The sequence below is a fragment of the Hyphomicrobium sp. genome, assembly GCF_003987855.1.
GTDB lineage: Bacteria > Pseudomonadota > Alphaproteobacteria > Rhizobiales > Hyphomicrobiaceae > Hyphomicrobium_B.
In genome coordinates this window covers 173,155-196,802 of sequence record NZ_RXIZ01000008.1, presented here as the reverse complement: position 1 = coordinate 196,802, position 23,648 = coordinate 173,155, and the positions used below count along the sequence as shown (strand labels likewise).

Below are 23,648 nucleotides of genomic sequence, written 5' to 3'. Positions count from 1 at the left end.
GCGACAGCGGTGCTGCCGTCGCCCTATGACCGCAAGTTCCCGACCGACGACACGGGAACGCGCTGGATGAACGTCCCGGGCCCGACCGGGACGACGATCCGCATCCTGGAATTCATCGATTCCCCCGGTCACGATCCCGATAAGACCAAGTATTCGATCATCGTCGCCGGTCCGATGGATTGGTTCGAGGCCACCGTCGCCAAGTTCCGCACGCGTCTGACGAGCGCGCTGGCGTTGGTTGGTTTGGGGCTGCTGGCCGCCACGGTGTTTCAGGTGCGCTTCGGTCTTTTGCCGTTGCGCCGGGTTGAAAAAAGCCTCGCCGGTATTCGCTCGGGCGAGGCCGAGCGGCTGGAAGGCAATCTCCCCGCCGAGATCGAGCCGCTGCAAGCGGAACTCAACGCGCTGATCGATTCTAATCAGGACATCATCGATCGTGCGCGGACCCAGGTCGGCAACCTCGCGCATGCGCTGAAGACGCCACTCGCCGTAATCACCAATGAAGCGCGCGAGGAAGAGAGCGCCTTCGGCTCGAAGGTGGCACAGCAAGCCGATCTGATGCGCGATCAGATCACGCATTACCTCGATCGGGCCCGCATTGCCGCGCGGTCGAACACGATCGGCCGCGTGACGCCCGTGGAGGCCACGGCAGAACCCCTTGTCCGCGCGCTGGAGCGCATCCATCAGGACAAAGGGATCGCGATCGATTTCACCGTTCAGCCCGGCGTGAAATTCCAAGGCGAAAAGCAAGACCTCGAGGAGATGCTCGGCAACCTGCTCGACAACGCCTGCAAGTGGGGGAAGAGCCGGGTGTTCCTGGCAGCGGGCGTCAATCCACAGGATCCGCCCCTGTTGCGGAAGCTGAGGATCACTGTCGAGGACGATGGCCCCGGCCTCTCGCCCGAGCAGCGCGCCAAGATCGGCAAGCGCGGTTTACGTCTTGACGAGACAAAGCCCGGTTCCGGCCTCGGCCTCTCCATCGTCAGCGATCTCGCCTCATCATACAGGGGCAAACTGAGGCTCGATGCCTCCCAGCACGGCGGTCTGAAAGCTGTTCTGGAACTGCCGGCGGCCTAAAGACAGCAGTCTGATGCTTTCGCGGTGCACCATTCCAATGGGGTGGGGATTTGCCCGAATTGTGGTGGATTTCCGCCTTGTCGAAGGCACAATATCGGTCTAGCCAATAGTCGGGACTATGCGCCGGTTGGGGCAAAAGCGGCGCGAGGGGATGAACCGACAATGGGGTTTACCATGCGCAGCGCGCGCTTTTTACTGCCGTTCATGGCAGTCGCCTTGCTGGGGGGATGCAGCAACGGTCAAGGTGGGGTCGACAATCAGAATACCGGCCTCGTGATCGGCAGCATCACCGGCGGCCTTCTCGGCAACGCAGTCGGCAAGGGCGACGGTAAGGTCGCCACCACGATCGCGGGTGCCGTAGTCGGCGGCATCGTCGGCAGCCAGATCGGCAAGAGCATGGACGACCGTGACAGGCGCTATGCCCAGGAAGCCGAATACGACGCTCTCGAACGCGGCCAGTCGGGTGTTTCCCGCCAGTGGCGCGATCCCGATACCGGTAACTACGGGGAAGTGGTGCCGAGCCGTCCTTACAAGCGGGGCGTTGCGGACTGCCGCGATTACACCCACACCGTATATATTGACGGTAAGCCCAAGCAGATGCGGGGCACCGCCTGCCGAAGCACCGACGGTGGCTGGCAGAGCGTAGGCTAACGCACCGCAAAAAGCGGCCGGAAACATTTCCGGAATTTAACCGGTCCGCGACAGAACGGCTGCCACGAGCTTTGTCTGCTTGCCTGGACGGGCGCGCGATCCTATTCCCTCCACAAAGATCGAGGATCGCGAGGCAATGGTTTTCTGGATTCTAGTGGCTGTGCTTGTGGCGGGCGTGACGCTCGCCATCATGCGGCCGCTGATGGTGCCTGCGAGACCCGCAGGCGGCATCGCCGACGCGGACATTGCCGTCTACAAAGATCAATTGAAGGAAATCGCCTCCGACGCCGCACGCGGCGCGATCGGCGTCGACGAAGCGGAGAGCGCCAAAGCCGAGATCGCGCGCCGGCTCCTGCGCGTAACGCAGGACCATCCTAAAATTGAAACGGCGGGCGATGAGAAAACGCGCAGCCGTTTCATTACGCCGGTCACGATCTTCACCTCGATCGCGCTGCCGGTGGCGAGCCTCGGGATCTACCTTGCCTATGGCGCGCCGGGGATGCCTGCCCAGCCGTTGAGCGAGCGCATCGCCGACGCTTCCGAAGCCAGCAAGCCGAACGACCTTGTCGCCAAGGTCGAGCAGCGGCTTCGCGACCATCCGGAAGATGGCGTTGGCTGGGATGTCATCGCGCCAGTCTATTACGCCATGGGGCGCTACGAGGATGCGGCGCAAGCCTATCGCCAGGCGATCCAGCTCCTCGGCGAAAACCCAAAACGCCTGCAAGGCTTCGCCAACGCCCGCATTCGCCTCGAGAACGGCATCGTCCCCGACGACGCCCGCAAGGCACTTCAGCGGGTTATCGTTCTCGCCCCGCAGACCATCGAACCTCGCATCTGGCTGGCTCTCGCCAAAGAGCAGGACGGTCACCTTGCGGAGGCCGCCGCCGACTACAAGAGCTTGATTGAGCAGTCTCCCGCCGACGCGCCGTGGCGAAAAGTTCTGGAAGAACGCCTCGCCAATATCGATCCCGCCGCCGCAGCTTCGGTGGCAAAAGAGAATAAGGCAACTGAGAGCGCACCCGCCGCGAGCGGCGCGCCGTCCGGTCCTGACGCGTCCGCCGTGATGTCGATGAACCCCGAGCAGCGGCAGGCCTTCATCACCAACATGGTCGAGGGGCTCGCCGCGCGCCTCAAGGCCGATGGCAGCGACGCCGCCGGCTGGGTGAAGCTCATCCGCGCCTATCAAGTGCTCGGTCGCCATGACGACGCCGTCAAAGCCTTGAATGATGCGCGCACGAACTTGAAGGATAACCAGGTCGGGCTCGCTCAGGTTGAAGATCTGGCGCGGCAGCTGGGACTGGGGAGCTGACGAGATGCAAAGAATGCTCGGGATTTTCCAATGACACGGAAGCAGAAGCGAGGAGTGCTGATCGGCGGAGGTGTCGCGGTTCTCGGGCTCGCGCTCATCCTCGTCCTCTTCGCGTTGAAGGACAGCATCGTCTTCTTCCACACCCCGAGCGACATCGCTGAAAAGGGCGTGCAGCCGGGCCAGCGCATTCGCCTAGGCGGCCTCGTCGAACAGGGCTCGGTCGTTCGTGGTCAGGGCACGACGATCACGTTCAAGGTGACGGACACGCTGAAAGACATCCCCGTGACCTTTACGGGCGTGCTGCCGGATTTGTTCAAGGAAGGCCAGGGCGTCGTCGCCGAGGGCGTGCTCGACGGCAGCGGCGGCTTCAAGGCTGATACCGTCCTCGCCAAACATGATGAAAATTACATGCCCCGCGACGTGGCGAAGGCGCTAGAAGCGAAGGGCGTGAAGCTCGGAACGAGCGCCCATCCAGGGCAGCTCAAGGCAGAGATGCCTTAGAAGGACAAAGCCGTGATCGTCGAACTCGGACACTTTGCTCTCATTCTGGCGCTGCTTGTCGCCGTCGTGCAGGTCGTCGTGCCGATGTTCGGTGCGGCCGTACGCGACGAACGCATGATGCGCGTTGCCGAGCCCGCGGCTCTCTCCCAGTTTCTGCTGATCGCGCTCGCATTCCTGGCGCTGATGCACGCGTACGTGACGTCGGACTTCTCGGTCTTGAACGTCGCCGAGAATTCGCACTCCACCAAGCCGCTGATCTACAAGATGGCCGGCGTCTGGGGCAATCACGAAGGCTCGATGTTGCTGTGGGTGCTGATCCTCGCGCTTTTCGGTGCGGCCGTTGCGGTCTTCGGCAATAATCTTCCCCCCACCTTGAAGGCGCGCGTGCTGTCGGTGCAGGCATCGATCGCCGTCGCGTTTCTTCTCTTTTCGCTGCTGACGTCGAACCCGTTTCTTCGTCTCGATCCTGCTCCATCCGACGGGCGCGGCCTCAACCCGATCCTCCAGGATCCGGCGCTCGCTTTCCATCCGCCGTTCCTCTACACCGGCTATGTCGGCTTCTCGATCGCGTTTTCTTTTGCCATTGCAGCCCTGATCGAAGGGCGCATCGATGCCGCGTGGGCGCGCTGGGTTCGCCCCTGGACGCTCGCCGCCTGGATGTTCCTGACGATCGGCATCGCCATGGGATCGTGGTGGGCCTACTACGAACTCGGCTGGGGCGGCTGGTGGTTCTGGGATCCCGTCGAGAACGCGTCCTTCATGCCATGGCTGGCGGGCACGGCGCTCTTGCACTCCGCGCTCGTCATGGAGAAGCGTGAAGCGCTGAAAATCTGGACCGTGCTGCTCGCGATCCTGACGTTCTCCTTGTCGTTGATGGGAACGTTCATCGTCCGCTCCGGCGTGCTGACCTCGGTGCACTCGTTCGCGGTCGATCCGGCGCGCGGCGTCTTCATTCTGGCGATCCTCGTCCTGTTCACGGGAGGCGGCCTTGCGCTGTTCGCTCTGCGCGCCAAGGACATGCAGGCCGGCGGGCTGTTTCAGCCGATCAGCCGGGAAGGCTCGCTCGTCCTTAACAATCTTCTGCTTGTCACCGCCGCTGCGACTGTGCTCGTCGGCACGCTCTACCCGATGGCGCTCGAAGGATTGACGGGCGAAAAGATTTCCGTCGGACCGCCGTTCTTCAACATGACGTTCGGCCCGTTGATGATCCCGCTCCTGATCGCATTGCCCGTGGGGCCTCTCTTGGCGTGGAAGCGAGGTGACTTCCTTGGCGCCATGCAGCGGTTGTCGTTCGCATTCCTTGCAGCGCTCGTGACGATTGTCGCAGCATTCGCCGTCGAGCATCGCGGGCCTTGGCTCGCGCCGTTCGGCATCGCGCTTGGCGTCTACGTGATGGCAGGAGCGATCATCGAATGGGCGAACCGGGTCAAAGTCGGTTCCGCTTCGTTCGAGGAGGTTGCCCGTCGCGCAACGAACCTGCCGCGCTCAGCGTACGGCACGCTTTTCGCCCATTTCGGCATCGGCATGCTCGTCGTCGGCATCATCGCGACCAGCGCCTATCGCGAGGAGCACATCCTGGCGATGAAACCCGGCGAGAAGGTCGCTGTCGGCGGCTTCGAAGTGACATTTACCGGCGTCGAACGTGGCCGCGGGCCGAATTACACCGAAGATATCGCTGACTTTGCCGTCACGCGCGACGGCTCGCCGGTGACGCGCTTGCAGCCCGCGAAGCGTCTCTACGATGCGCCGCCGCAGCCGACCACCGAGGCTGGCATCCATGCCTCCTGGCGTGGTGACCTCTATGTCGTCATCGGCGACGCGCAGCCGGGTGGCGGCTACGCCGTTCGCGCCTACTTCAACCCGCTCGTCCGGTTCATCTGGCTTGGCGCCTTGATCATGTTCCTCGGCGGCGGCATCTCGCTTTCCGACCGGCGCTTGCGGATCGGCGCTCCGTCGCGAACGAGGCAAGCGCTCCCCGTTCCGGCGGAGTAGGGGCGTGCGGAAACTCCTGACAGCCTCAGTGTTGGCCATCTGGGCAATTTTCCTGGCCATGCCTTTGGCCAATGCCGTCCAGCCCGGAGAGATTCTACCCGATCCCGCTCTTGAGAAGCGGGCGCGTACGATCTCCGCGGAGCTGCGCTGTCTGGTCTGCCAGAATCAATCGATCGACGACAGCGATGCGCCGCTCGCGGGAGACCTCCGCCGCCTGGTCCGCGAGCGCATCATGGCGCACGACAACGACGCCCAGGTTCTCGACTACATCGTTGCGCGCTATGGCGAGTTCGTTTTGTTGAAGCCCCGCTTCGAAGTTTCGACCCTGCTGCTGTGGCTGACCCCGATCCTCGTTCTCTTCGGCGGAATTGTTTTGGTCATCAGGGCGACGAAGCCGTCCTTGAACGCGGCGGGCGCGCCTCTCAGCGAAAATGAAAAAGCCAAGCTCGAAGAGATCCTTGCCAGCAAGGATCAGTAGCGGATCGTTAACTCTGCGGCACCGCAGATTACCAACAGTTAACGTCCCTGACATGCTGCCGTAACCCCGTCTCCTCTACGCGTCATAGTAAGGCTCGCGAAGCCTGCCTTTCAGCTGGAGACCCTGGGATGCGATTTCCGCACCGCTCGACGACCTCTTTTTCAAAAATGACTTCTAAGATCGCGCCGGCCTCCGTGGCCATGGCGGCCGTTGCTGTGGTGGGATTAGGGCTTCTTGTGCCGTCGCATCCTGTGCGCGCTGAATCCGGCGCCCAGACCATCCAAACGCCTTTCGGCCGCGCGCCGCTGACCTTCGCCGATATCGTCGACAGGGTTAAGCCTGCTGTCGTGTCGGTCTCTGTCGTCAACGACGGCGGCGCATCCAAGCTCGCATCGAACGAGAAGGACAAGAAGGGCGATAAGAACTTCACACTGCCCGATTTGCCGCCCGATCACCCGCTGCACGACTTCTTCAAGAATCTCCCGAAGGAGTTCGGCCAGCAGGAGCAGAAGCCGAAGATCGTCCAAGGCCAGGGATCGGGCTTCGTCATTTCGTCCGATGGCTACGTCGTGACCAACAATCACGTCATCGACGGCGCGACGAAGATCCAGGTCACCTTCGACAATGACGAGACGAAGTACGACGCCAAGCTCGTCGGCACCGACCCCCGCACCGACGTTGCTCTGATCAAGATCGAGAGCAACAAGACGTTCCCGACCATCAAGCTCGCCGACAAGGAGCCGCGCGTTGGCGATTGGGCTCTCGCCGTCGGTAACCCCTTCGGTCTTGGCGGTACCGTCACGGCCGGCATCGTCTCCGCACTCGCGCGTGACATTGGCTCGGGTCCGTACGACTACCTGCAGATCGATGCCGCCGTGAACCGCGGCAACTCCGGTGGCCCGACTGTCAACATCGACGGCGACGTCATCGGCGTGAACACGGCGATCTTCTCTCCGTCCGGCGGAAACGTCGGCATCGCCTTCGCCGTCCCGGCAAAAACCGTCAACGAGGTCGTGAAGCAGCTGAAGGCCGGCGGCACGGTGAACCGCGGTTGGCTCGGCGTGAAGATCCAGAACGTCGACGAAGACACGGCCGCCAGCATTGGTCTGACTGATCCGCATGGCGCTCTTGTCAGCGAAGTGACACCAAACGGTCCGGCCGCGAAGTCGGGCATCAAGACCCAGGATGCGATCATCCAGGTCAACGGTGACAAGATCGCCGACAGCCGCGACCTCGCTCGCAAGATCGCCGAGCTGCCGCCGAACTCCAACGTCGACGTCAAGGTTTGGCGCAACAACGCCGAAGAGTCGGTCAAGGTGAAGCTCGGGCTCTTCCCGAAAAACGCCGAAGCTGCCATGAGCGGCGACAACAACGACGACGACAACAACAACGGCAACAAGAACAACGACGATCAGGAGAGCAAGTCTGTCGACCTGAGCCAGCTCGGCATCACCCTGATGCCTGCTCGCGCCGGCAAGAATGCTGAAGGCGTCGCCATCGCCGAAGTTGATCCGGCGTCGGATGCTGCTGAAAAGGGCCTGAAGCCTGGCGATGTCATCCTGGAGGTGTCCGGACAGGCTGTCAGCTCGCCGAACGATGTCCTCTCCGGCATCAAGAAGGCTCAAGACATGAAGCGCACGGCAGTCCTGCTCCACATCAAATCTGCCGAGCAGAACCGCCTCGTCGCCGTTCAGTTGACCAAAAAAGGCTGAGGTTAACCTACCATGACGAATCTGGGCAGCTCCGTCCTACCAGCGGCGGGGCTGCCTCGACGTCTGGGGGACAGCCGGTTAAACAGTGAGCGGAGAGATGACGAAGGTCGGACCCACACCATGCGCGTGCTCGTGATTGAAGACGATAAAGAAACCGCGCTCTTCCTACAAAAATCCCTGAAAGAGAACGGCCACACGGCAGACCTTGCCCATGACGGCGAGGCCGGATTGTCACTCGCGAACGACGGCGTGTACGACGTTCTCATCGTTGACCGGATGCTGCCGCGGCTCGACGGGCTCTCTCTCATCAAGTCGCTTCGTAGCGAAGGCAACCGGACGCCGGTGCTGATTTTATCCGCTCTCGGCGAGGTGGATGATCGGGTCAAAGGCTTGCGCGCCGGCGGCGACGATTATCTGACGAAGCCCTACGCCTATTCCGAACTTCTCGCGCGCGTCGAAGCACTCGGCCGCCGTACAGCGCCGGAAGAGCAGCAAACCCGCTATTCGGTTGGCGATCTCGTGCTCGATCGCCTCTCCCACCGCGTGACGCGCGGCGGCGAACACATCTTGCTGCAGCCGCGCGAATATCGGCTCCTCGAGTATCTCATGCAGCACGCCGGGCAGGTCGTCACCCGCACGATGCTGTTGGAGCATGTCTGGGACTATCACTTCGATCCGCAAACCAACGTGATCGACGTGCACGTCTCCCGTCTGCGCGCGAAGATCGACAAGAACTTCGAGAAGCCGCTGCTGCACACGGTTCGGGGCTCGGGATATACAATCCGTGACGGCCCTGCTTGATCGCGTCGCGAAAGCGGCATCGACCACAGCCTTCGGACTGAGCGCGCTCGCCGTAGCGTCCTTTCTCTTCGCCGCGGCGATCGTCGTCGGCTTTCTTTTCTGGCAGACCAACAAGCTTTTCACCGATCAGGTGATCGCGACCCTGACGGCGGAGTCGCGCATTCTGACGTCCGAGATGAGGGTTGGAGGGCAGAACAAGCTCGTTGAAACAGTCACAGCGCTGTCGCGCCCGCAAGGCGGCCTCGGCCTCTATTACCTCGCCGACGGCACGGGCTCGAAGATCGCCGGCAATCTCAATCGCATTCCGCCCGAACTCGAAGTAGAGGGAAGGGGAGGCGTCTTCAGCTATCAGCCCACGGAAGACGGCGGCGCAACGCATCTTGCGGTTGCCATTCCTGTCGACGTCGGCGCTGATCTCCGGCTCATCGTCGGCCGCGACGTCGAGGATCAGCGCGCATTCGCCAATTCGATCCGCTTCGCCTTCCTGCTTGGCTTCGGCATATTGTCGATCATCGGCCTGCTCGGCGGGCTTGCCGTCAGCCGGTTGATCGTCAATCGGATGGACCAGATCACGTCGACAAGCCGCCAGATCATGGAAGGTGATCTCTCGCGCCGCATCCCGACGACCGGCCGGGGCGGCGAACTCGATGGACTGGCCAACAGTCTCAACGAGATGCTCGATCGGATCGAGAGCCTGATGAACGGCTTGCGCGAAGTCTCCGACAACATCGCTCACGATTTAAAGACGCCTCTTAATCGGCTGCGGAATTCGGCGGAAGCGGCTCTTCGCGATCCGCGTGGCGAGGAAGCCTATCGCGAGGGGCTCGAGCGGACGATCGAAAAGGCCGATGAACTCATCAAGACCTTCAACGCCCTTCTGCTGATCGCGCGCCTGGAAGCCGGGCCGCTGGAGGAGAGCACCGAAACCTTCGACCTGGGCAAGTTCGTCGCCGACGTCAGCGAGCTATACACGCCTGCGGCGGAAGAGGCGGGCTTCGCGCTCGCCGTCGAAGTCGAGCAGACGGTCTTCGTACGCGGCAACAGGCAGCTGATCGGCCAAGCCATCGCCAATCTCATCGACAACGCCATCAAGTATTCGCGTGGCGGTGAACCCGGCAGCACGATCACGGTCAACGCCTATCGCGTCGGCGGCCAACCGGCGATCTCGGTGGGCGATCATGGTCCAGGCATCAGCGCCGCTGACCGGGAGAGGGTTCTCAAACGCTTCGTGCGATTGGAGCAGAGCCGGACGAAGCCGGGCACGGGCCTCGGGCTGAGCCTCGTGGCGGCGGTCGCTCGCCTTCATCAAGGCGAAGTGCGGCTCGAGGATAATCATCCCGGACTGAAGGTGGTTCTGCTGCTCTCAGGCAGATGTCTCGTTGCGGCGCCCAACGGACTTGATGACGCCGAGCCCGGTCTTGCTGCACAATGAGGACATGGACCAACCCTCGATTCAAAGCCTCGCCGATCGCATCGCGGAATGGCCCAAAGCGCTTCCCAATGGGCGCGGTGCGGAACGATATGCAGCGCTAAAGGCCGAGGCAGCGCCGCCTCTGGCCGAACTGCTCGAAAACCCCAAGGTCGAGAAGCTCCTGACGGGCGTGTTCGAAGGCTCGCCTTATCTTACGGCGCTCGCCGATCGCGACCATGCGCGTCTTGCAAGAATTCTCGCCGATGCTCCCGAGGCCCGCTTCGCCGCTCTCACCGAAGCGCTGTGGGCCTCGATGCGTGGGGCCGCCGACATGGTGGCGGCGAAGCGTGTTCTTCGTCTCTACAAGTCGGAGGTCGCGCTGTTGACGGCGCTGGCCGATCTCGCGGGCGTTTGGCCGGTGATGAACGTGACTCGCACGCTGTCGGAATGCGCGGACGCAGCCGTCGGCAGCGCGGTCCGTTTTCTCTTTCGCCTCGCTTCGGCGCGCGGACAATGGTCCCCATTCGATCCGGAACGACCGGAAGAGCGATCGGGCTACTTCGTTCTTGCCATGGGCAAGCATGGCGCCTTCGAGCTCAACTACTCCAGCGACGTCGATATCATCGTCTTTTTCGACCGCGAAAAATCGCGTCTCGCAGGCGATGGCGACCTGCAATCGTTCTTCGTTCGCCTGACCCGCGACCTCGTGCTTCTTCTCGATGAGCGCACGCCGGACGGCTACGTGTTCCGCACGGATCTGCGCCTCAGGCCGGACGCAGGTGCGACCCAGATCGCGCTCTCGACCGTCGCCGCGCACGGCTACTACGAAACGGTTGGCCAGAATTGGGAGCGCGCCGCGATGATCAAGGCGCGGCCGGTGGCCGGCGATATCGACGCAGGCGCGGAGTTCCTGTCCGAGCTTTCCCCCTTCATCTGGCGCAGATACCTGGACTTCGCGTCTATTGCCGACATTCATGCCATGAAACGGCAGATCCACGCGCACAACGACATCGGGCCGATTTCGGTCGCGGGCCAGAACTTGAAACTTGGCCGAGGCGGTATCCGCGAAATCGAATTCTTCGTCCAGACCCAACAGCTGATCGCGGGCGGCCGTCAGCCGGACCTGCGAGTTTGCGCTACGCTGGATGCGCTGGCGGCGTTGCAGCATCGCGGATGGGTGAGGCCGGAGGTCCGTGCTGAGCTCGATCACGCCTACCGCTACCTTCGCCGTTTGGAACATCGGGTGCAAATGGTGGCGGACGAGCAAACGCACGAGGTTCCTTCCCAGCCGAATGCGCTCGACGCGTTCTCCCGCTTTGCAGGCTACGCCGACGTTGCCGATTTTTCGGCCCATCTCATGCCGGTTCTGGAAACGGTCGAGAAGCACTATCAAGGTTTGTTCGAAGAGGCGCCGCAGCCCTCCGAAGCCGGGTCGAACCTCGTCTTTGCTGGCGCAGAGGATGATCCGCGAACGCTCGGAGAGCTAAAGCGCCTTGGCTATTCGCAGCCGACACAAGTGCTGGCAATCGTTCGGGGTTGGCACCACGGCCGCGCGCCCGTCGTGCGTTCGCCGCACGCCAGAGAGAGACTGACGGAAGTTCAGCCGCTTCTGATCGAGGCCTTGGCCGATACTGTCGATCCCGACGGCGCGATCGCGAGTTTCGACCGTTTCCTCGCCGAACTGCCGTCCGGCGTTCAGCTCTTTTCGCTGCTCAGGGCGCAGCCCGGACTGATCCGGCTGTTTGCCAATATCATGGGATCGGCACCGAGACTGGCGCATATTCTTTCCCGCCGCCGTCGCCTTCTCGACGCGGTGCTTGATCCGCAAGTGATGGGCGGCGAACTCAGCGGCGCTGCGATCGATGAACTTGTGGCCAATGCTTTCGCCGCGGCGCGGGCGACAGGGTTCGGCGATCCGATCCAGGAAATACTCGACACGGCTCGGCGGATCGGGAGCGAGCTGGCGTTCCTGGTCGGCGTTAGAATCCTGGCGGGCAGCATTTCCGCGACCGATGCCGGCATGGCCTACGCGACAATCGCCGAGCGTCTGATTGCAGCTCTCTTTGCCGAAGTGACCCGCGAAATGGAGGAAGACCACGGGCGCGTCGCGGGCGGCGAGGCCGTCGTCGTCGCCATGGGCAAGCTGGGCGGCCGCGAGATGACCGCGACCTCGGACGTCGATCTCATTCTCATTTATGACTTCGACCCCACAGTCGAGCAATCGGATGGCGCTAAACCTCTCTCGCCGCCCCAGTATTATGCGCGCCTCACGCAACGCCTGATCACGGCGATCTCGGCGCGCACGGCTGAAGGTGCACTCTATGACGTTGACATGCGGCTGCGGCCCTCAGGCCAAAAAGGTCCCGTCGCAACTCGTCTATCCAGTTTCACAAACTATCAAGCGAGCGAGGCTTGGACTTGGGAACACATGGCGCTGACGCGCGCGCGGGTCATTGCCGGGAACGTCGCTCTCAAATCCAAGGTCGAAGATGAAATTCGCAGTGTCCTCACTTCGAAGCGCGATCGCGCCAAAATCGCAGCAGATGTCCTCGATATGCGGCGGCGGATCGAGGCCGAAAAAGCCACCGCTGACATCTGGGATTTGAAGCAAGTCCGCGGCGGCCTGGTGGACCTCGAGTTCATCGCCCAGTATCTGCAACTCGTTCATGGGCACGACCACCCCGAAGCTTTGAGCCAGACGACTGTGAACGCACTTTCAAAGGCGGCCGCAGTGGGCTTGATCCGACCGGAAGACGATCGTCAGCTAGCTGACGCGGGCCGGCTCCTACACAATCTGACCCAGGTCTTGCGGCTGACGATCGAGGGGCCTTTTGATCCGGCGTCCGCTCCCAAGGGCATGAAATCGCTGCTGGTACGGTCGGCCGGCGAAAACTCCTTCAATGACCTGGAAATCAGGCTTAAGCGCACGCTTGCGGGCGTCCTGGACGCGTTTAACCGCCTTATCATCGCGTGACTTTGCGCACCCCCGACGGATTGTGGCAGGGTGCGCGTTCTTGTGTTGACCGACACGGAAAGCAAGCCTCGATACGGCGAGCCTCCGAGGCGTGCAGCGCGAGGCAGGCGAACAGATGTCGAGGGGACTAGTGGCGGCGACGAGGACCGATGGCAGCTCTGCCGCGCCCCGGCCGGCAGCCGAAAGCCGCGCCGACGAGGCCGCGCTTGTCGGTGCCGTTGGCACGGGCGACGCTGCCGCGTTCCGGCTGCTGATGGCGCGCCATTTGGGAGGAATTGTCTCAGTGGCGCGGCGCATGCTGCGGGACGACGCGGAGGCGGAAGATGTCGCGCAGGAAGCGTTCTTGCGGCTCTGGCGATCGAGCGGAACGCTGGAGATTGGCCCCGCCGGGGTCCGGCCTTGGCTGCGCCGCGTGGTTTCAAATCTCTGTCTCGACCGCATGCGCGGTCAGGGGCGGGTGACGGTGGTTGATGAATTGCCCGAGGTTCCCGAGCCTGCAAAGCAACTCGCCGGCCTCGAGAGCAAGGATACGCAGCGCCGCGTCGAAGCGGCGATGCAGAAACTGCCGGACCGGCAACGGCTGGCGCTGACCCTCTTTCATTTCGAGGGTTTGAGCCAGATCGAGATCGGTCAATTGATGGGAGTATCGGACGAGGCAGTCGAGTCACTGCTGAGCCGGGCTCGGCGTCAGTTGAAGACAGAATTGAAGGCGGAGTGGGAGTCGCTGCGCCATGATAGCGAGCCCTGAAGTGCGGGAGACGGCAAGACGATGTCACGCAATGGTTTGAGCCCCGTGGGGCTTGATAAGCTGGAGGCGGCACTCGATACGTACGGAGCAGACCGTACGCGATGGCCAGCGCCTCTGCGCCTCGCATTGTCCGGCTTGATCGCGGGAAATCCCGAAGCTCAGAAGATGCTGAAGGATGCTGAGGCGTTCGATCTGCTTCTCGACAGCGCACCGCAGTACGATGTCGCCCGCTTGAACAAGCTCAGCGAACGCATCGTGGCGGCAGCCGAACGCCAGCCCCGTCTGGTGGCGAGCGGCAAGGCGCCCACGAAAAACACCGGCTCCTTATGGTCCGGCGTCCGCCGCCATCATGGCTTTGCAGCCTCCGCCCTGGCGGCTTCACTAGTGATTGGTGTTTTCGCCGGTCAGCTCAACATGTTCAATTCGACGGCCGATGTCTTGCTGGGCGATAAGGCAGCTCCCGCGAGCAGCAAGCAGGTTGCCCTTTCCGATGACGGCGAAAGCTTTTTGGATGAGGATCTGCTGTGACGGTAGAAGCCAATCGTTCGAGTCCCGCTGATCGCTCGCGTTACCTCTACATGGGTTTCATCGCTTCGCTCGCGGTCAACTTGCTGTTTGTCGGCTTGAGTGCCGCCGTCGTCTGGCATCACCACCAGGAAGAGGAACAGCCCCGTCGCGACATGGGTTTTCTTGGGTTCGTCAATAAGCTCGCACCGGATCGACAGCCGATCATAAAGGCGAAGGTCATGTCCGACCGCGCCGCAATGAAGGACTTGCGCGCGAATATGCGCAAGACTTGGATCGAAGCGAACGACCTGTTGACGGCGGAACCTTTCGATAAGGCCAAGTTCCTCGCAGCCCTCATGAAACTTCGCACGGCCGAAGATAATTTCAAGAACGCCATCTATACCAGCGTCGCGGATACGGCTGAAACGCTGACGCCTGATGAGCGCAAGCTTTTGCAGGAGTGGCGCGAGAAGCGCCACGCCAGGATTCTGATCCAGCCTCCACCCGGCGAAGCCTCAAACAATGCGAAGCCCTGACGCGGTGTAGACCTTAGCCTTCCCCGCGAGTCAGGCTGAAGCAAAGAGATCTGGCTGGACCGCTCGCGGAAGGCGCACCGTCCACGCCCATTCTCCACGCTCGCATGCGCCACCGATTGTCAGCTCTGCGCCGCAGAGTTCGCACAGCGTTCTCGCAAGGATGATGGGAAAGCCTTCATCCAGCGGCGTGAAGAAACCGTTGGTCGTGAGTGCGATGCGGACGTCGATGGCTTCAGAAACTGCGTTGGTCTCGATGCGCAGAGTACTCTCAGGCCCGGAATTGCGATTTGCCTCCGCAATGAGGTTGACCAGCAGCTGCCGCAGCGCTTGCTGATCAAGCAGGATTTCGGCGTTGGCATCGCGTGCGATATCGACCAGGAACGAGCGCCCGGCGAAATCCGCCGAGGCAAACGAGGATGCGTCGTCGACCACGGCCTTGAGATTGCAGGTTTCCGCGCTCTTGCGTTCCGATGCCGTCAAAAGAGCCGTGATGGCCAGCGCGTCTTCAGCCGTTTTGAGCAGGATGCGCCCGCTGGAATGAATGTCTTGAGCGTAGGCGCTGTAACTCGAACCGAGCGGGCCAAAGATCTCCTTGGTCATGATCTCGGAGAAACCGAGAACGGCGTTGAGCGGCGTCCGCAACTCGTGGCTCATGTGAGCTGTAAGCTTCGCCCAGACCGCGCGATCCAGTTCGCGCTGATCAGGCCGCCCAGCGAGCAGTTCGGGAAAGTGTCTCTGATGTGTTGAATCGGACAGAACAGCAGCGCTCGCGCCCAGCTTAACGGGGATATCGACTTCGGTTTCACTTCGGGCGAGCACGTGCCAAGGCAAGATCACAACGAGCGTCGCCAGCCCCGCGCCAGCTACGAAGAGCATTGTCGACACGAATTCAGCGCTGAAATGCGGAATGATGGCGCCTGTCCCTGTAAGCAGAGCCGCGAGCAAAAGAAACAGCCCGCGCACGCCGCTTCCGCCGAACGCAGGAAGCTCGAAGGCCGCCCCGCCGCTTTCGGATTTCGGCTCGCTAAACGCGACAATGCTCCCCCGTTGAGGTGCGGACAAAGTCCGAGCCATCCCCGTATTCCCCTGCAATTTTTGATCTAAGTGCCGCCCCACCGAGGCCGAGAACGATCATGTTCTCCAGCAGTGATTCGACATTCGCCGATTTGCGACTCACCTGTCGAGGGAGAAAAAATCCCCGTGGAATCAATTTTGTCGCCATTTCGACGAACAGAGCAAAACATTGTTTTTGTGTTGCGAATTTGCTCGTCGCGCCCATTAGTCGTCGAGCATTCTCGTGACCATCTCCAGGCAGTCACGGGAGAGTTTTGGGGCAGCCGCGACACGTTTCAGAGCGGTCTTTGCAAGGCTTCTGCGCTTCGGCTCGAGCGCCCGATAGCTCCTGAACGCGCCAAGCATCCGCGAAGCGACCTGCGGATTTAACGGGTCGATCATCAGGACCTTGTCGGCCAGGAATTGATATCCTGCACCGTCTGCCCGGTTGAACTGCAGCGGGTTGGCAAGTGCGAACGTCCCGATCAGCGCGCGAACCTTGTTCGGGGTTGTCAAGCGGAACAGCGGGTGCTCGCAGAGGGCTTCGACCTCATCGAGCGTTTCATGGCGGGGCGACTGGGCCTGAGCCGCAAACCACATATCGATGACGAGGTGATCGCCTTTCCAACGCTCGAAGAAGTCGCTGAGCACGGCTGCTCGCCCCGGAGCGTCGACGCTCGCCACGAGAAACATCGCGTGGCAGGCGTCGGTCATGTTCGTCGCCTTGCGATAGTGAGCTTCGAGCCGCGCAAAATCGTCCCCGGTTTCGCGGCTGGTCAGGAGGGTCAAAGCCGCATTTCGCAACGCGCGTCGGCCAGTGTCTTTCGCATCAGGCGAAAAAGCTGCGCTGGAAGAGGCGGATGAATAAATCTCCTCGAGCTCCGCCTTGAGCTTTTCTCCGATCGTGCGGGTGAATGTCCGGTGTGCCTGAAAGATCGCGGCGTGGTCGACCTTTGTAGCCTTCTCCCGAGCCACATCCGCGACCGACGGCAGCTTCAGAAGTTCGGCCTTATACGCATCATCGAGGGAGGGATCGCGCAGCGCGTATCCGAGTGCCTCGGTGAATTTATGCGCCTTCGCGCCGGCGACGCTCTTGGGTCGCTTGGTATCCAACAGCGAAAGAATGCTGCGGATCGCGTAAGCATTGCTGGATTGCCAGCGATTGAACAGGTCGCCGTCGTGATGCATCAGAAACGCAAGATCCTGATCGGTCATCGGCATGTTGATGATGACAGGAGCGGAAAAACCGCGAAGCAGTGAGGGGACGGGGCGGGACGTGATGCCCTTGAACTTGAGGCTCGTCGTTCGCTCCTTGACGGCTACGACGCCGTCTTGAATTTTCTCGCCGCCCTCGACTTCAAACTCCATTTCCTCCCCGTTGCTGCCAAGCAGGGCCATGCTGATCGGGATGAAGTAAGGCTGCTTCTTCGCTTTCCCTGGCGACGGCTTCAGCACCTGGTGTACTGTCAGTTCCGCCGATTTCTTGCGCTTGTCGTAGGTGAGATTGCAGACGAGTTCCGGCGTCCCGGCCTGTGTGTACCAACGATGGAACTGGGTGAAGTCTTCGCCGCTTGCGTCGGCGAAACACGCGACGAAATCCTCAATCGTCACGGCCTGACCATCGTGGCGCTCGAAGTAGAGATCCATGCCGGCCCGAAATTTCTCTGGCCCCAGGATCGTTTTGATCATGCGAACGACTTCGGCACCCTTTTCGTAGACTGTCGGGGTGTAGAAGTTATTGATCTCGACGAAGCTCTCCGGCCGCACCGGATGCGCCAGCGGACCTTGGTCTTCCGGAAACTGCAGCGCCTTGAGCTGCCTGACGTCGGAAATGCGCTGCACGGTAGCGCTGCGCTGATCGGCCGAGAACTCCTGGTCGCGAAAGACGGTAAGCCCTTCCTTCAGGCACAGTTGAAACCAATCACGGCAGGTGATGCGGTTTCCTGTCCAGTTATGGAAGTACTCGTGCGCAACCACGCTCTCGATCGATTCATAGTTTGCGTCGGTCGCGGTGTCGGGAGACGCGAGGATCAGCCGGTCGTTGAAGATGTTGAGACCCTTGTTCTCCATCGCGCCCATGTTGAAATCCGAAACGGCGACAATGTTGAAGACATCGAGGTCATATTCGAGGCCGAAGCGTTCCTCGTCCCATCGCATCGCGCGTTTCAGTGACTCCATTGCCCAATGCGCGCGCGACTCCTTGCCGTGCTCCACGTAGATGCGAAGGTCCACCTCGCGGCCTGACCGCGTCGTGAAGGTCGACGCGATGGACGACAGGTCGCCACCGACGACGGCGAACAAATAGGATGGCTTGGGATGCGGATCTTCCCAAACTGCGAAATGGCGCTCGCCGCCCAGCAGCGTGCCGCGTTCGACCGGGTTGCCGTTGGCGAGCAGGACCGGCGCGGTTTTGACGTCGGCCTCGAGGCGAACGGTGTACTTCGCCAGAACGTCGGGACGATCGAGAAAGTATGTGATGCGCCGAAAGCCTTGCGCCTCGCATTGCGAACAATAGATCCCTCGCGAAAGATAGATCCCTTGCAGCGCCGTATTCGCCTTCGGGCTGATCGTCGTCACCACTTCGAGCGTAAAGGGCTCCTTCGGCGGCGCAGGGATCGTAAGGTTCGTATCGCTCACCCGATAGGCCGACGGCTTGAGCTTCTTTCCGTCGATAGCCACGCTCTCGAGCTTCAAGAGCTCGCCGTCGAGCTTTAAGGGCACTTTGCCGGTAGCAGTCGACGCGGGATTGCGGCGGATCGCAAGCTTGGATGCGACCCGCGTCTTGGCCGGCGCGAGGGCGATATCGAGGTCAACGGTATCGATCAGAAAGTCAGGAGCGCGGTAGTCGGCAAGCAGAACTGGTTTCGAATTCTCTGACTTCATGGCACCCCGTTCGGAACCTTCCATGGCATGTTTCCGGGGCGCTCAAGGTAATCCGAGACGGCAAGGCCGCCCGGCCACTACCCTAGTCGATGCCGGAAATCTTCGTAGCCGAAAGAACGTATCACACGATATCCGCCACTTTCATCCAGGATTGCCAAGTCTGGCAGCGGTACACCGTTGAACGTGTTATTCTTCACGAAAGAATATTGCATCATATCAGTGAAAACCACCCGATCGCCGATCCGCATAGGCCGATCGAACGAGTATTCGCCGATGATGTCTCCGGTCATGCAGGTCTTGCCGCCAAGGATATAATTGTACGGTTTCGCGCCTGGCTCACCGGCGCCGACGATCTTAGGCGTGTAGGGAACTTCCAGCACGTCGGGCATATGCGTCGAAGCGGAAGCATCCAGGATAGCGATCGATTTATCGTTTTCGTGGAAGCCGAGCACGGAGCCAACCAGGTAGCCCGTGTCGACGACAAGGCCGGCGCCGGGCTCCAGGACAACCTCGACATTGAACTCCGTTTTGAAAGCCTTGATCGCGGCGATGAGCTTCTGAATGTCGTAGCCGGGACGGTTGATGAAATGTCCGCCTCCGAAGTTCACCACCTTCACGCGCCGGACGTAGTCGCCAAAATGGCGGCCGACATGCTCGATGAGACCTACGGACCCTTCGTCGCCCGACTCGCAGAGCGCATGCGTATGCAGAATGTCGACTTCATCCCAAGGGACGCGATCGAGCATATCGCGGGTCGCCCCAAACCGTGAAAACGGCGCGCAGGGATCGTACAATGCGCCGCCGAGGGTAGCATTGGAGAAGCCGGGATTAATGCGGATCCCGATTTTGAGGCCCGAATGCGATCGAATGGTCGCGAGGTTGCTTTCGATCTGTTCGGGCGAGTTGAAATAGATGTGCTGCGCCAGCTTGGTGACGCGTTCCACTTCGCCGGGCGAATAGGCCGGGGAGTAGACGTGCACTTCCTTCCCGAACTCCTCGTGACCGAGGCGAGCTTCGTATTCGCCGCTCGCGGTGGTCCCGTCCAGCACCTCCCGCATGATCGGGAAGGCCGCCGGAAGGGCGAAGGACTTGGTCGCCAGCAGGATCTTGCAGCCCGCCCCGCGCTTGACTTCAGCGGCGCGCGCGAGGTTGCGTTTCAGAGCTGCAATGTCGAGCACATATGCCGGCGTCGCGATCGCGTTCGCCCACTCGAAAGACTGCATATTGAACTTTGAGAGATCGGACACTTCCAGCCACCAAGGATTGAGGGATGCGGCTAGGGTGAGACGCGGACCGGTGCCGCCGTCGCCCCAGGCCATCTGTAGAGAAAAGTAAGATAGGCGAGCGACACGTATATGGCTGCGAACGCGATAGTTCCAAGCAACACCGAGGCCTCGTAAAGCGTCGCGCCATGCAGCCATTCCGGACGCGCATCACCGAAGCCTCTGATCTCCGAGGCTGGGCTCGGTAGCTTTGACCAGGCTCTATCTGTTCCGACCAGGAGATCGTTGAGGCCCCAAGTCAGCGCCCCCATGAAGGCAAGTCCGCACGAGAGGAGCGCGAACGCCAGGAATCGCAAGGAGACCGGCGCTTCCCTTAGGAACAGCCACAGGCCGGCGATGTAAGCCGAGATCATCCCGAAGCTTGCGGAAAAGACGGACACCACGAGGCCCGTCAGTTCGTTGCGGATAGAGAAGATCTCGGCTTCGCTCATCAGGTCGCGACCGCGAAAAGTTTCTTCTGGTCGGATTTGTCGATTTCCTTGGCGTGCCAAGGCAGACCTTGTTCGGCGAGTTCTTCAAGGAACGGCTCAGGCGGCAGCTGCTCGACGTTGAACACGCCCTGGCCCTTCCAGATGCCCTTGAACATCATGATCGCACCCACGACAGCCGGAACGCCGGTCGTATAGGATACGGCCTGAGCGCCCACTTCCTTGTTCGTCTCGGCGTGATCGCAGACGTTCCAGATGATGTAGCGCTTCTTCTTGCCCTTCTTCTCGCCCTTGATAACCACGCCGATCGACGTCTTCCCGGTATAGTTTTCAGCAAGGGAGGAAGGGGCCGGCAGCACCGACTTCAGGAACTCCATGGGCACGACAGGCGTGCCCTTGTAGTCGACGGGATCGATGCGCGTCATGCCGACGTTCTGGAGCACTTCGAGGTGCTTGATGTAGTTGTCGGAGAAGGTCATCCAGAAGCGGATCTGCTTCAGGCCCTTGATGTTCTCGACAAGGCTTTCCTCTTCCTCGTGATAGATGAGGTAGGACTTCACCGGACCTACTTCCGGATAGTCGATCATTGTCGAGATCGACAGCGGATCGATTTCGATCCACTCGCCATCCTTCCAATACTTGCCGCGCTGCGTCACTTCCCGAAGGTTGATCTCCGGATTGAAGTTCGTGGCAAACGCCTTGCCATGACTGCCGGCGTTGCAGTCGATGATGTCGATGGTGTGGATCTCATCGAAGAGGTTCTCCTGAGCGTACGCGCAGAAGACGTTCGTCACGCCGGGATCGAAGCCGCAGCCAAGCACGGCCATCAGGCCTTTGGCTTTGAACTTGTCGTGGTAGGGCCACTGATATTTGTAGGTGAACTTCGCCTCTTCCCGCGGTTCGTAGTTGGCGGTGTCCATGTAGTTGACGCCTGCCTCGAGGCACGCGTCCATGATCGCGAGATCCTGGTAGGGAAGCGCCATGTTGATGACGAGGTCGGGCTTGATCTTTTTGAGAAGCTCCACCGTATCGGCGACGTTATCGGCATCGAGCTGCGAGATATCGATCGGTGTCTTGCATTCGGCCTGGACCTTCTTGCAGCTCTCGAGGCGCCGGGACGCAAGATGAATTTTCTTGAAGACATCGCGGTTCATCGCGCATTTCTTTGCGACGACCGAACCCGCAGCGCCTGCCCCGATGATGAGTACGTTGTCCAACGGCCGCTCCCAGAGTTGAAATGCCGGTCATGCCGGCTCCAGCAAGCGCGAAAATTTGCGCTGGGGGCGGGAAATAGGGCAGTAGCAGAATTAATTCAATAGATACGATGACTTGCGATCGGCCGACGAAGGCAAGTCGCTCAAAATCGTGTCAAATACGCTTTATGACAGTCAGCCGATGACCGCCGTTTTCATCCGGCTCGCCCCGCTTCGCGTTTTAATGGGCAGCAGATGCTGAAGCGAAGGCGAAGTTGCCCCGTATTCTACTTTGCCTCGACGTCGATCCAGACAAAGCCGTCGCGGTTTGGCATTTTTACCTTTGGCAACGTCGCAGCGGTCATGACCTCGTCTTCTTTGATGACGCCGTTGGCCGAGAGCAGAAATGCCGTCAGGGCATAGACTTCGTCGCCGGAAAGCGACCCTGGCGCCGCGGGCGGCATACTGCGCGCAATGAAATCGAACACGGTGGTCGCGAACGGCCAATAGGCGCCGATGGTCTTGTTCGGGTTGTCCGGTGTCGGTGGCTTGGGCGGCCCAATCAAGTCCTCCGCCGTTGCGCCTTCGCCGCGCGCGCCATGGCAACTCGCGCACTTCGCAGCGTAGAGTGAGCGACCCTCTTCGGCTGTGCCTCGGCCGGGCGGCAGTCCGCGACCATCAGGAAAAATGGTCCGATCCCATTTGCTGACCTCTGCCGGCTTCAAAGGCGTGCCGAGTTTCGGAGCCTTAAGCGCAGCAACGTCGCCTCTCGCGGGACCGATCGCGCCGGCTAGAGCAATCGCGAGAGCAAGATGCCTAGGCATAGACATGGGTGATCTCGCCATCCTCGTCGACGGCCCAAGAAACGATGGCATTGTAATGGAAGTAGCCATCTCTGCCGCGCTCTTTCACGAGAACCTCACGCTCAGGCTGAACATAGCCGGTCTCGTCGGTGGCTCGGCTCTTAAGGACCGCAGGCTTGCCGTTCCACGCCCATGGCATCCGAAAGCGGGTGAAGCATTGCGGCAGGACCGGATCTTGCAGGTGGGCCTCGGCCCAGGATTTTCCCCCATCTGCCGAAACGTCGACCTTTGCGATTCTGCCGCGCCCGCTCCACGCCAGCCCGCGAATTTCATAGGTGTCCGCCCCATACATCTTCTGTCCCGGCGACGGCGACGTAATCAGCGACTTGGCATCCATGACGAAGGTGAACATACGGGCTTTGCCGCTCGGCAGCAGTTCCGTGTATTTCGCCGTTTCGTTGCGGGTCATCGACGGAGTGTCGGTCACATGCAACCGCCGAAGCCACTTGACGCTCGTTATGCCTTCCCAACCCGGCACGATGAGCCGCAATGGGTAGCCATTCTCCGGGCGTATGCGCTCGCCGTTCTGATAGAGCGCAACCATTGCATCGTCGACGAGCTTCGAGAGCGGCAGGCTGACGTTCAAAAGCCCGGCGTCGGCACCTTCGGCAATAACCCAGGATGCGCCCGCATCGATGCCAGCCTCATTGAGGAGAATGGCGAGCGGAACGCCTGTCCACTCTGAACACGAAACCAGTCCGTGAAACGCTCCGACAGGGCGCTGAATGGGTTCTTCGTGCCAACCCGCGTTGCTGTTGCCGCCGCACTCGATGAATAGAAACCGGGATTGCATCGGATAGCGCAGAAGGCTTTCGACGGTGAATTCGAGCGGCTGCCGCACGAGGCCGTGAATGACAAGCCTGTGCAGCGCAGGATCAATCGCTGGAACGCCATCGTGGTGACGCTCAAAGTGCAGGCCGCTCGGCGTGATGATGCCTTCGAGATCTTCCAGCGGCGTCCAGGACACGCCGTCTCCGGCGGGCGTGCGATTGCCGCCGATGTTGCGGATGACGTACTTTTCGAATGGCGACGGCGTGCCGTAAGTCGTGAAAGGGCCGCCCGTCTTGCGCTGCCACGGCGGGTCCGAGGGGTCGACCTCATCCGCGCCCACGGAAGTCGAAACCGACTGCGCCGTCGCGAGCACCAGACCCGACTTAAGCAACAGGCGACGATCCAGAAGACCGCCGCCCGCAACTGGCTTCAAATCATTTTCGGAGAGGTTCCGGGCCACGGATGGCGCGAGCCCCGTCC

20 protein-coding genes are annotated in these 23,648 nt (G+C 61.2%); 13 read left to right on the top strand and 7 right to left on the bottom strand.

Going from position 1 to position 23,648, the window contains the following annotated elements; all coding sequences use genetic code 11:
- From EKK30_RS08120 to EKK30_RS08060, 13 genes are all read left to right on the top strand, one after another.
- The coding region (locus EKK30_RS08120) for an ATP-binding protein (protein ID WP_290982986.1) at positions 1–1,074 on the top strand (1,074 nt) is incomplete at its 5' end.
- 162 nt (positions 1,075–1,236) lie between these two features.
- Positions 1,237–1,725 (top strand): RT0821/Lpp0805 family surface protein, encoded by a 489-nt coding sequence (locus EKK30_RS08115; RefSeq protein ID WP_290982983.1) that lies wholly within the window; start codon positions 1,237–1,239, stop codon positions 1,723–1,725.
- Between the two features lie 136 nt (positions 1,726–1,861).
- Positions 1,862–3,034: a c-type cytochrome biogenesis protein CcmI gene (gene ccmI, locus EKK30_RS08110; protein WP_290982980.1), complete on the top strand. Its 1,173-nt coding sequence runs from the start codon at positions 1,862–1,864 to the stop codon at positions 3,032–3,034.
- 30 nt (positions 3,035–3,064) lie between these two features.
- Positions 3,065–3,535, top strand: coding sequence for a cytochrome c maturation protein CcmE (ccmE, locus tag EKK30_RS08105; protein ID WP_290982977.1), 471 nt, complete (start codon positions 3,065–3,067; stop codon positions 3,533–3,535).
- A gap of 12 nt (positions 3,536–3,547) precedes the next feature.
- Positions 3,548–5,527 (top strand): heme lyase CcmF/NrfE family subunit, encoded by a 1,980-nt coding sequence (locus EKK30_RS08100; protein WP_290982974.1) that lies wholly within the window; start codon positions 3,548–3,550, stop codon positions 5,525–5,527.
- A gap of 4 nt (positions 5,528–5,531) precedes the next feature.
- Complete coding sequence (locus tag EKK30_RS08095) at positions 5,532–6,005, top strand: cytochrome c-type biogenesis protein (RefSeq protein WP_290982972.1); 474 nt, start codon at positions 5,532–5,534, stop codon at positions 6,003–6,005.
- Between the two features lie 128 nt (positions 6,006–6,133).
- Positions 6,134–7,717: a Do family serine endopeptidase gene (locus EKK30_RS08090; RefSeq protein ID WP_290982969.1), complete on the top strand. Its 1,584-nt coding sequence runs from the start codon at positions 6,134–6,136 to the stop codon at positions 7,715–7,717.
- Positions 7,718–7,837: 120 nt separating this feature from the next.
- The gene (locus EKK30_RS08085; RefSeq protein WP_290982966.1) at positions 7,838–8,518 is read left to right on the top strand and encodes a response regulator transcription factor; all 681 of its coding nucleotides are present in this window, start codon (positions 7,838–7,840) and stop codon (positions 8,516–8,518) included.
- Positions 8,502–9,950 carry an ATP-binding protein gene (locus EKK30_RS08080; RefSeq protein ID WP_290982964.1) on the top strand — a complete coding sequence of 483 codons (1,449 nt, stop codon included), beginning with the start codon at positions 8,502–8,504 and terminating at the stop codon, positions 9,948–9,950. The genes EKK30_RS08085 and EKK30_RS08080 overlap by 17 nt, the downstream gene beginning before the upstream one ends.
- A gap of 4 nt (positions 9,951–9,954) precedes the next feature.
- Entirely contained in the window at positions 9,955–12,903 is a 2,949-nt protein-coding gene (locus tag EKK30_RS08075) for a bifunctional [glutamine synthetase] adenylyltransferase/[glutamine synthetase]-adenylyl-L-tyrosine phosphorylase (protein WP_290982962.1), read from the top strand.
- 115 nt (positions 12,904–13,018) lie between these two features.
- A complete protein-coding gene (locus EKK30_RS08070) occupies positions 13,019–13,651 on the top strand; it encodes a sigma-70 family RNA polymerase sigma factor (RefSeq protein ID WP_290982961.1) in 633 nt (210 codons plus the stop codon).
- A gap of 21 nt (positions 13,652–13,672) precedes the next feature.
- Entirely contained in the window at positions 13,673–14,179 is a 507-nt protein-coding gene (locus EKK30_RS08065) for a hypothetical protein (RefSeq protein WP_290982957.1), read from the top strand.
- A complete protein-coding gene (locus tag EKK30_RS08060; RefSeq protein ID WP_290982954.1) occupies positions 14,176–14,694 on the top strand; it encodes a periplasmic heavy metal sensor in 519 nt (172 codons plus the stop codon). The genes EKK30_RS08065 and EKK30_RS08060 overlap by 4 nt, the downstream gene beginning before the upstream one ends.
- 30 nt (positions 14,695–14,724) lie before the next feature.
- Here the strand turns inward: EKK30_RS08060 and EKK30_RS08055 are convergent, their stop codons facing one another.
- The 7 genes from EKK30_RS08055 to soxC form a co-directional block, all read right to left on the bottom strand.
- A complete protein-coding gene (locus EKK30_RS08055; RefSeq protein ID WP_290982951.1) occupies positions 14,725–15,768 on the bottom strand; it encodes a HAMP domain-containing sensor histidine kinase in 1,044 nt (347 codons plus the stop codon).
- Between the two features lie 204 nt (positions 15,769–15,972).
- Positions 15,973–18,630 carry an aminopeptidase N gene (pepN, locus tag EKK30_RS08050; protein ID WP_290982948.1) on the bottom strand — a complete coding sequence of 886 codons (2,658 nt, stop codon included), beginning with the start codon at positions 18,628–18,630 and terminating at the stop codon, positions 15,973–15,975.
- A gap of 77 nt (positions 18,631–18,707) precedes the next feature.
- Entirely contained in the window at positions 18,708–19,877 is a 1,170-nt protein-coding gene (gene nspC, locus EKK30_RS08045) for a carboxynorspermidine decarboxylase (RefSeq protein ID WP_290982945.1), read from the bottom strand.
- 29 nt (positions 19,878–19,906) lie between these two features.
- Positions 19,907–20,344, bottom strand: a complete 438-nt coding sequence (locus tag EKK30_RS08040; protein ID WP_290982942.1) for a hypothetical protein — start codon at positions 20,342–20,344, stop codon at positions 19,907–19,909.
- Complete coding sequence (locus EKK30_RS08035) at positions 20,344–21,558, bottom strand: saccharopine dehydrogenase family protein (protein WP_290982939.1); 1,215 nt, start codon at positions 21,556–21,558, stop codon at positions 20,344–20,346. The genes EKK30_RS08040 and EKK30_RS08035 overlap by 1 nt, the downstream gene beginning before the upstream one ends.
- A gap of 263 nt (positions 21,559–21,821) precedes the next feature.
- Positions 21,822–22,364, bottom strand: a complete 543-nt coding sequence (locus EKK30_RS08030; protein WP_290982937.1) for a cytochrome c — start codon at positions 22,362–22,364, stop codon at positions 21,822–21,824.
- The gene (gene soxC, locus EKK30_RS08025; protein ID WP_290982935.1) at positions 22,351–23,601 is read right to left on the bottom strand and encodes a sulfite dehydrogenase; all 1,251 of its coding nucleotides are present in this window, start codon (positions 23,599–23,601) and stop codon (positions 22,351–22,353) included. The genes EKK30_RS08030 and soxC overlap by 14 nt, the downstream gene beginning before the upstream one ends.
- Positions 23,602–23,648: the final 47 nt, after the last annotated feature.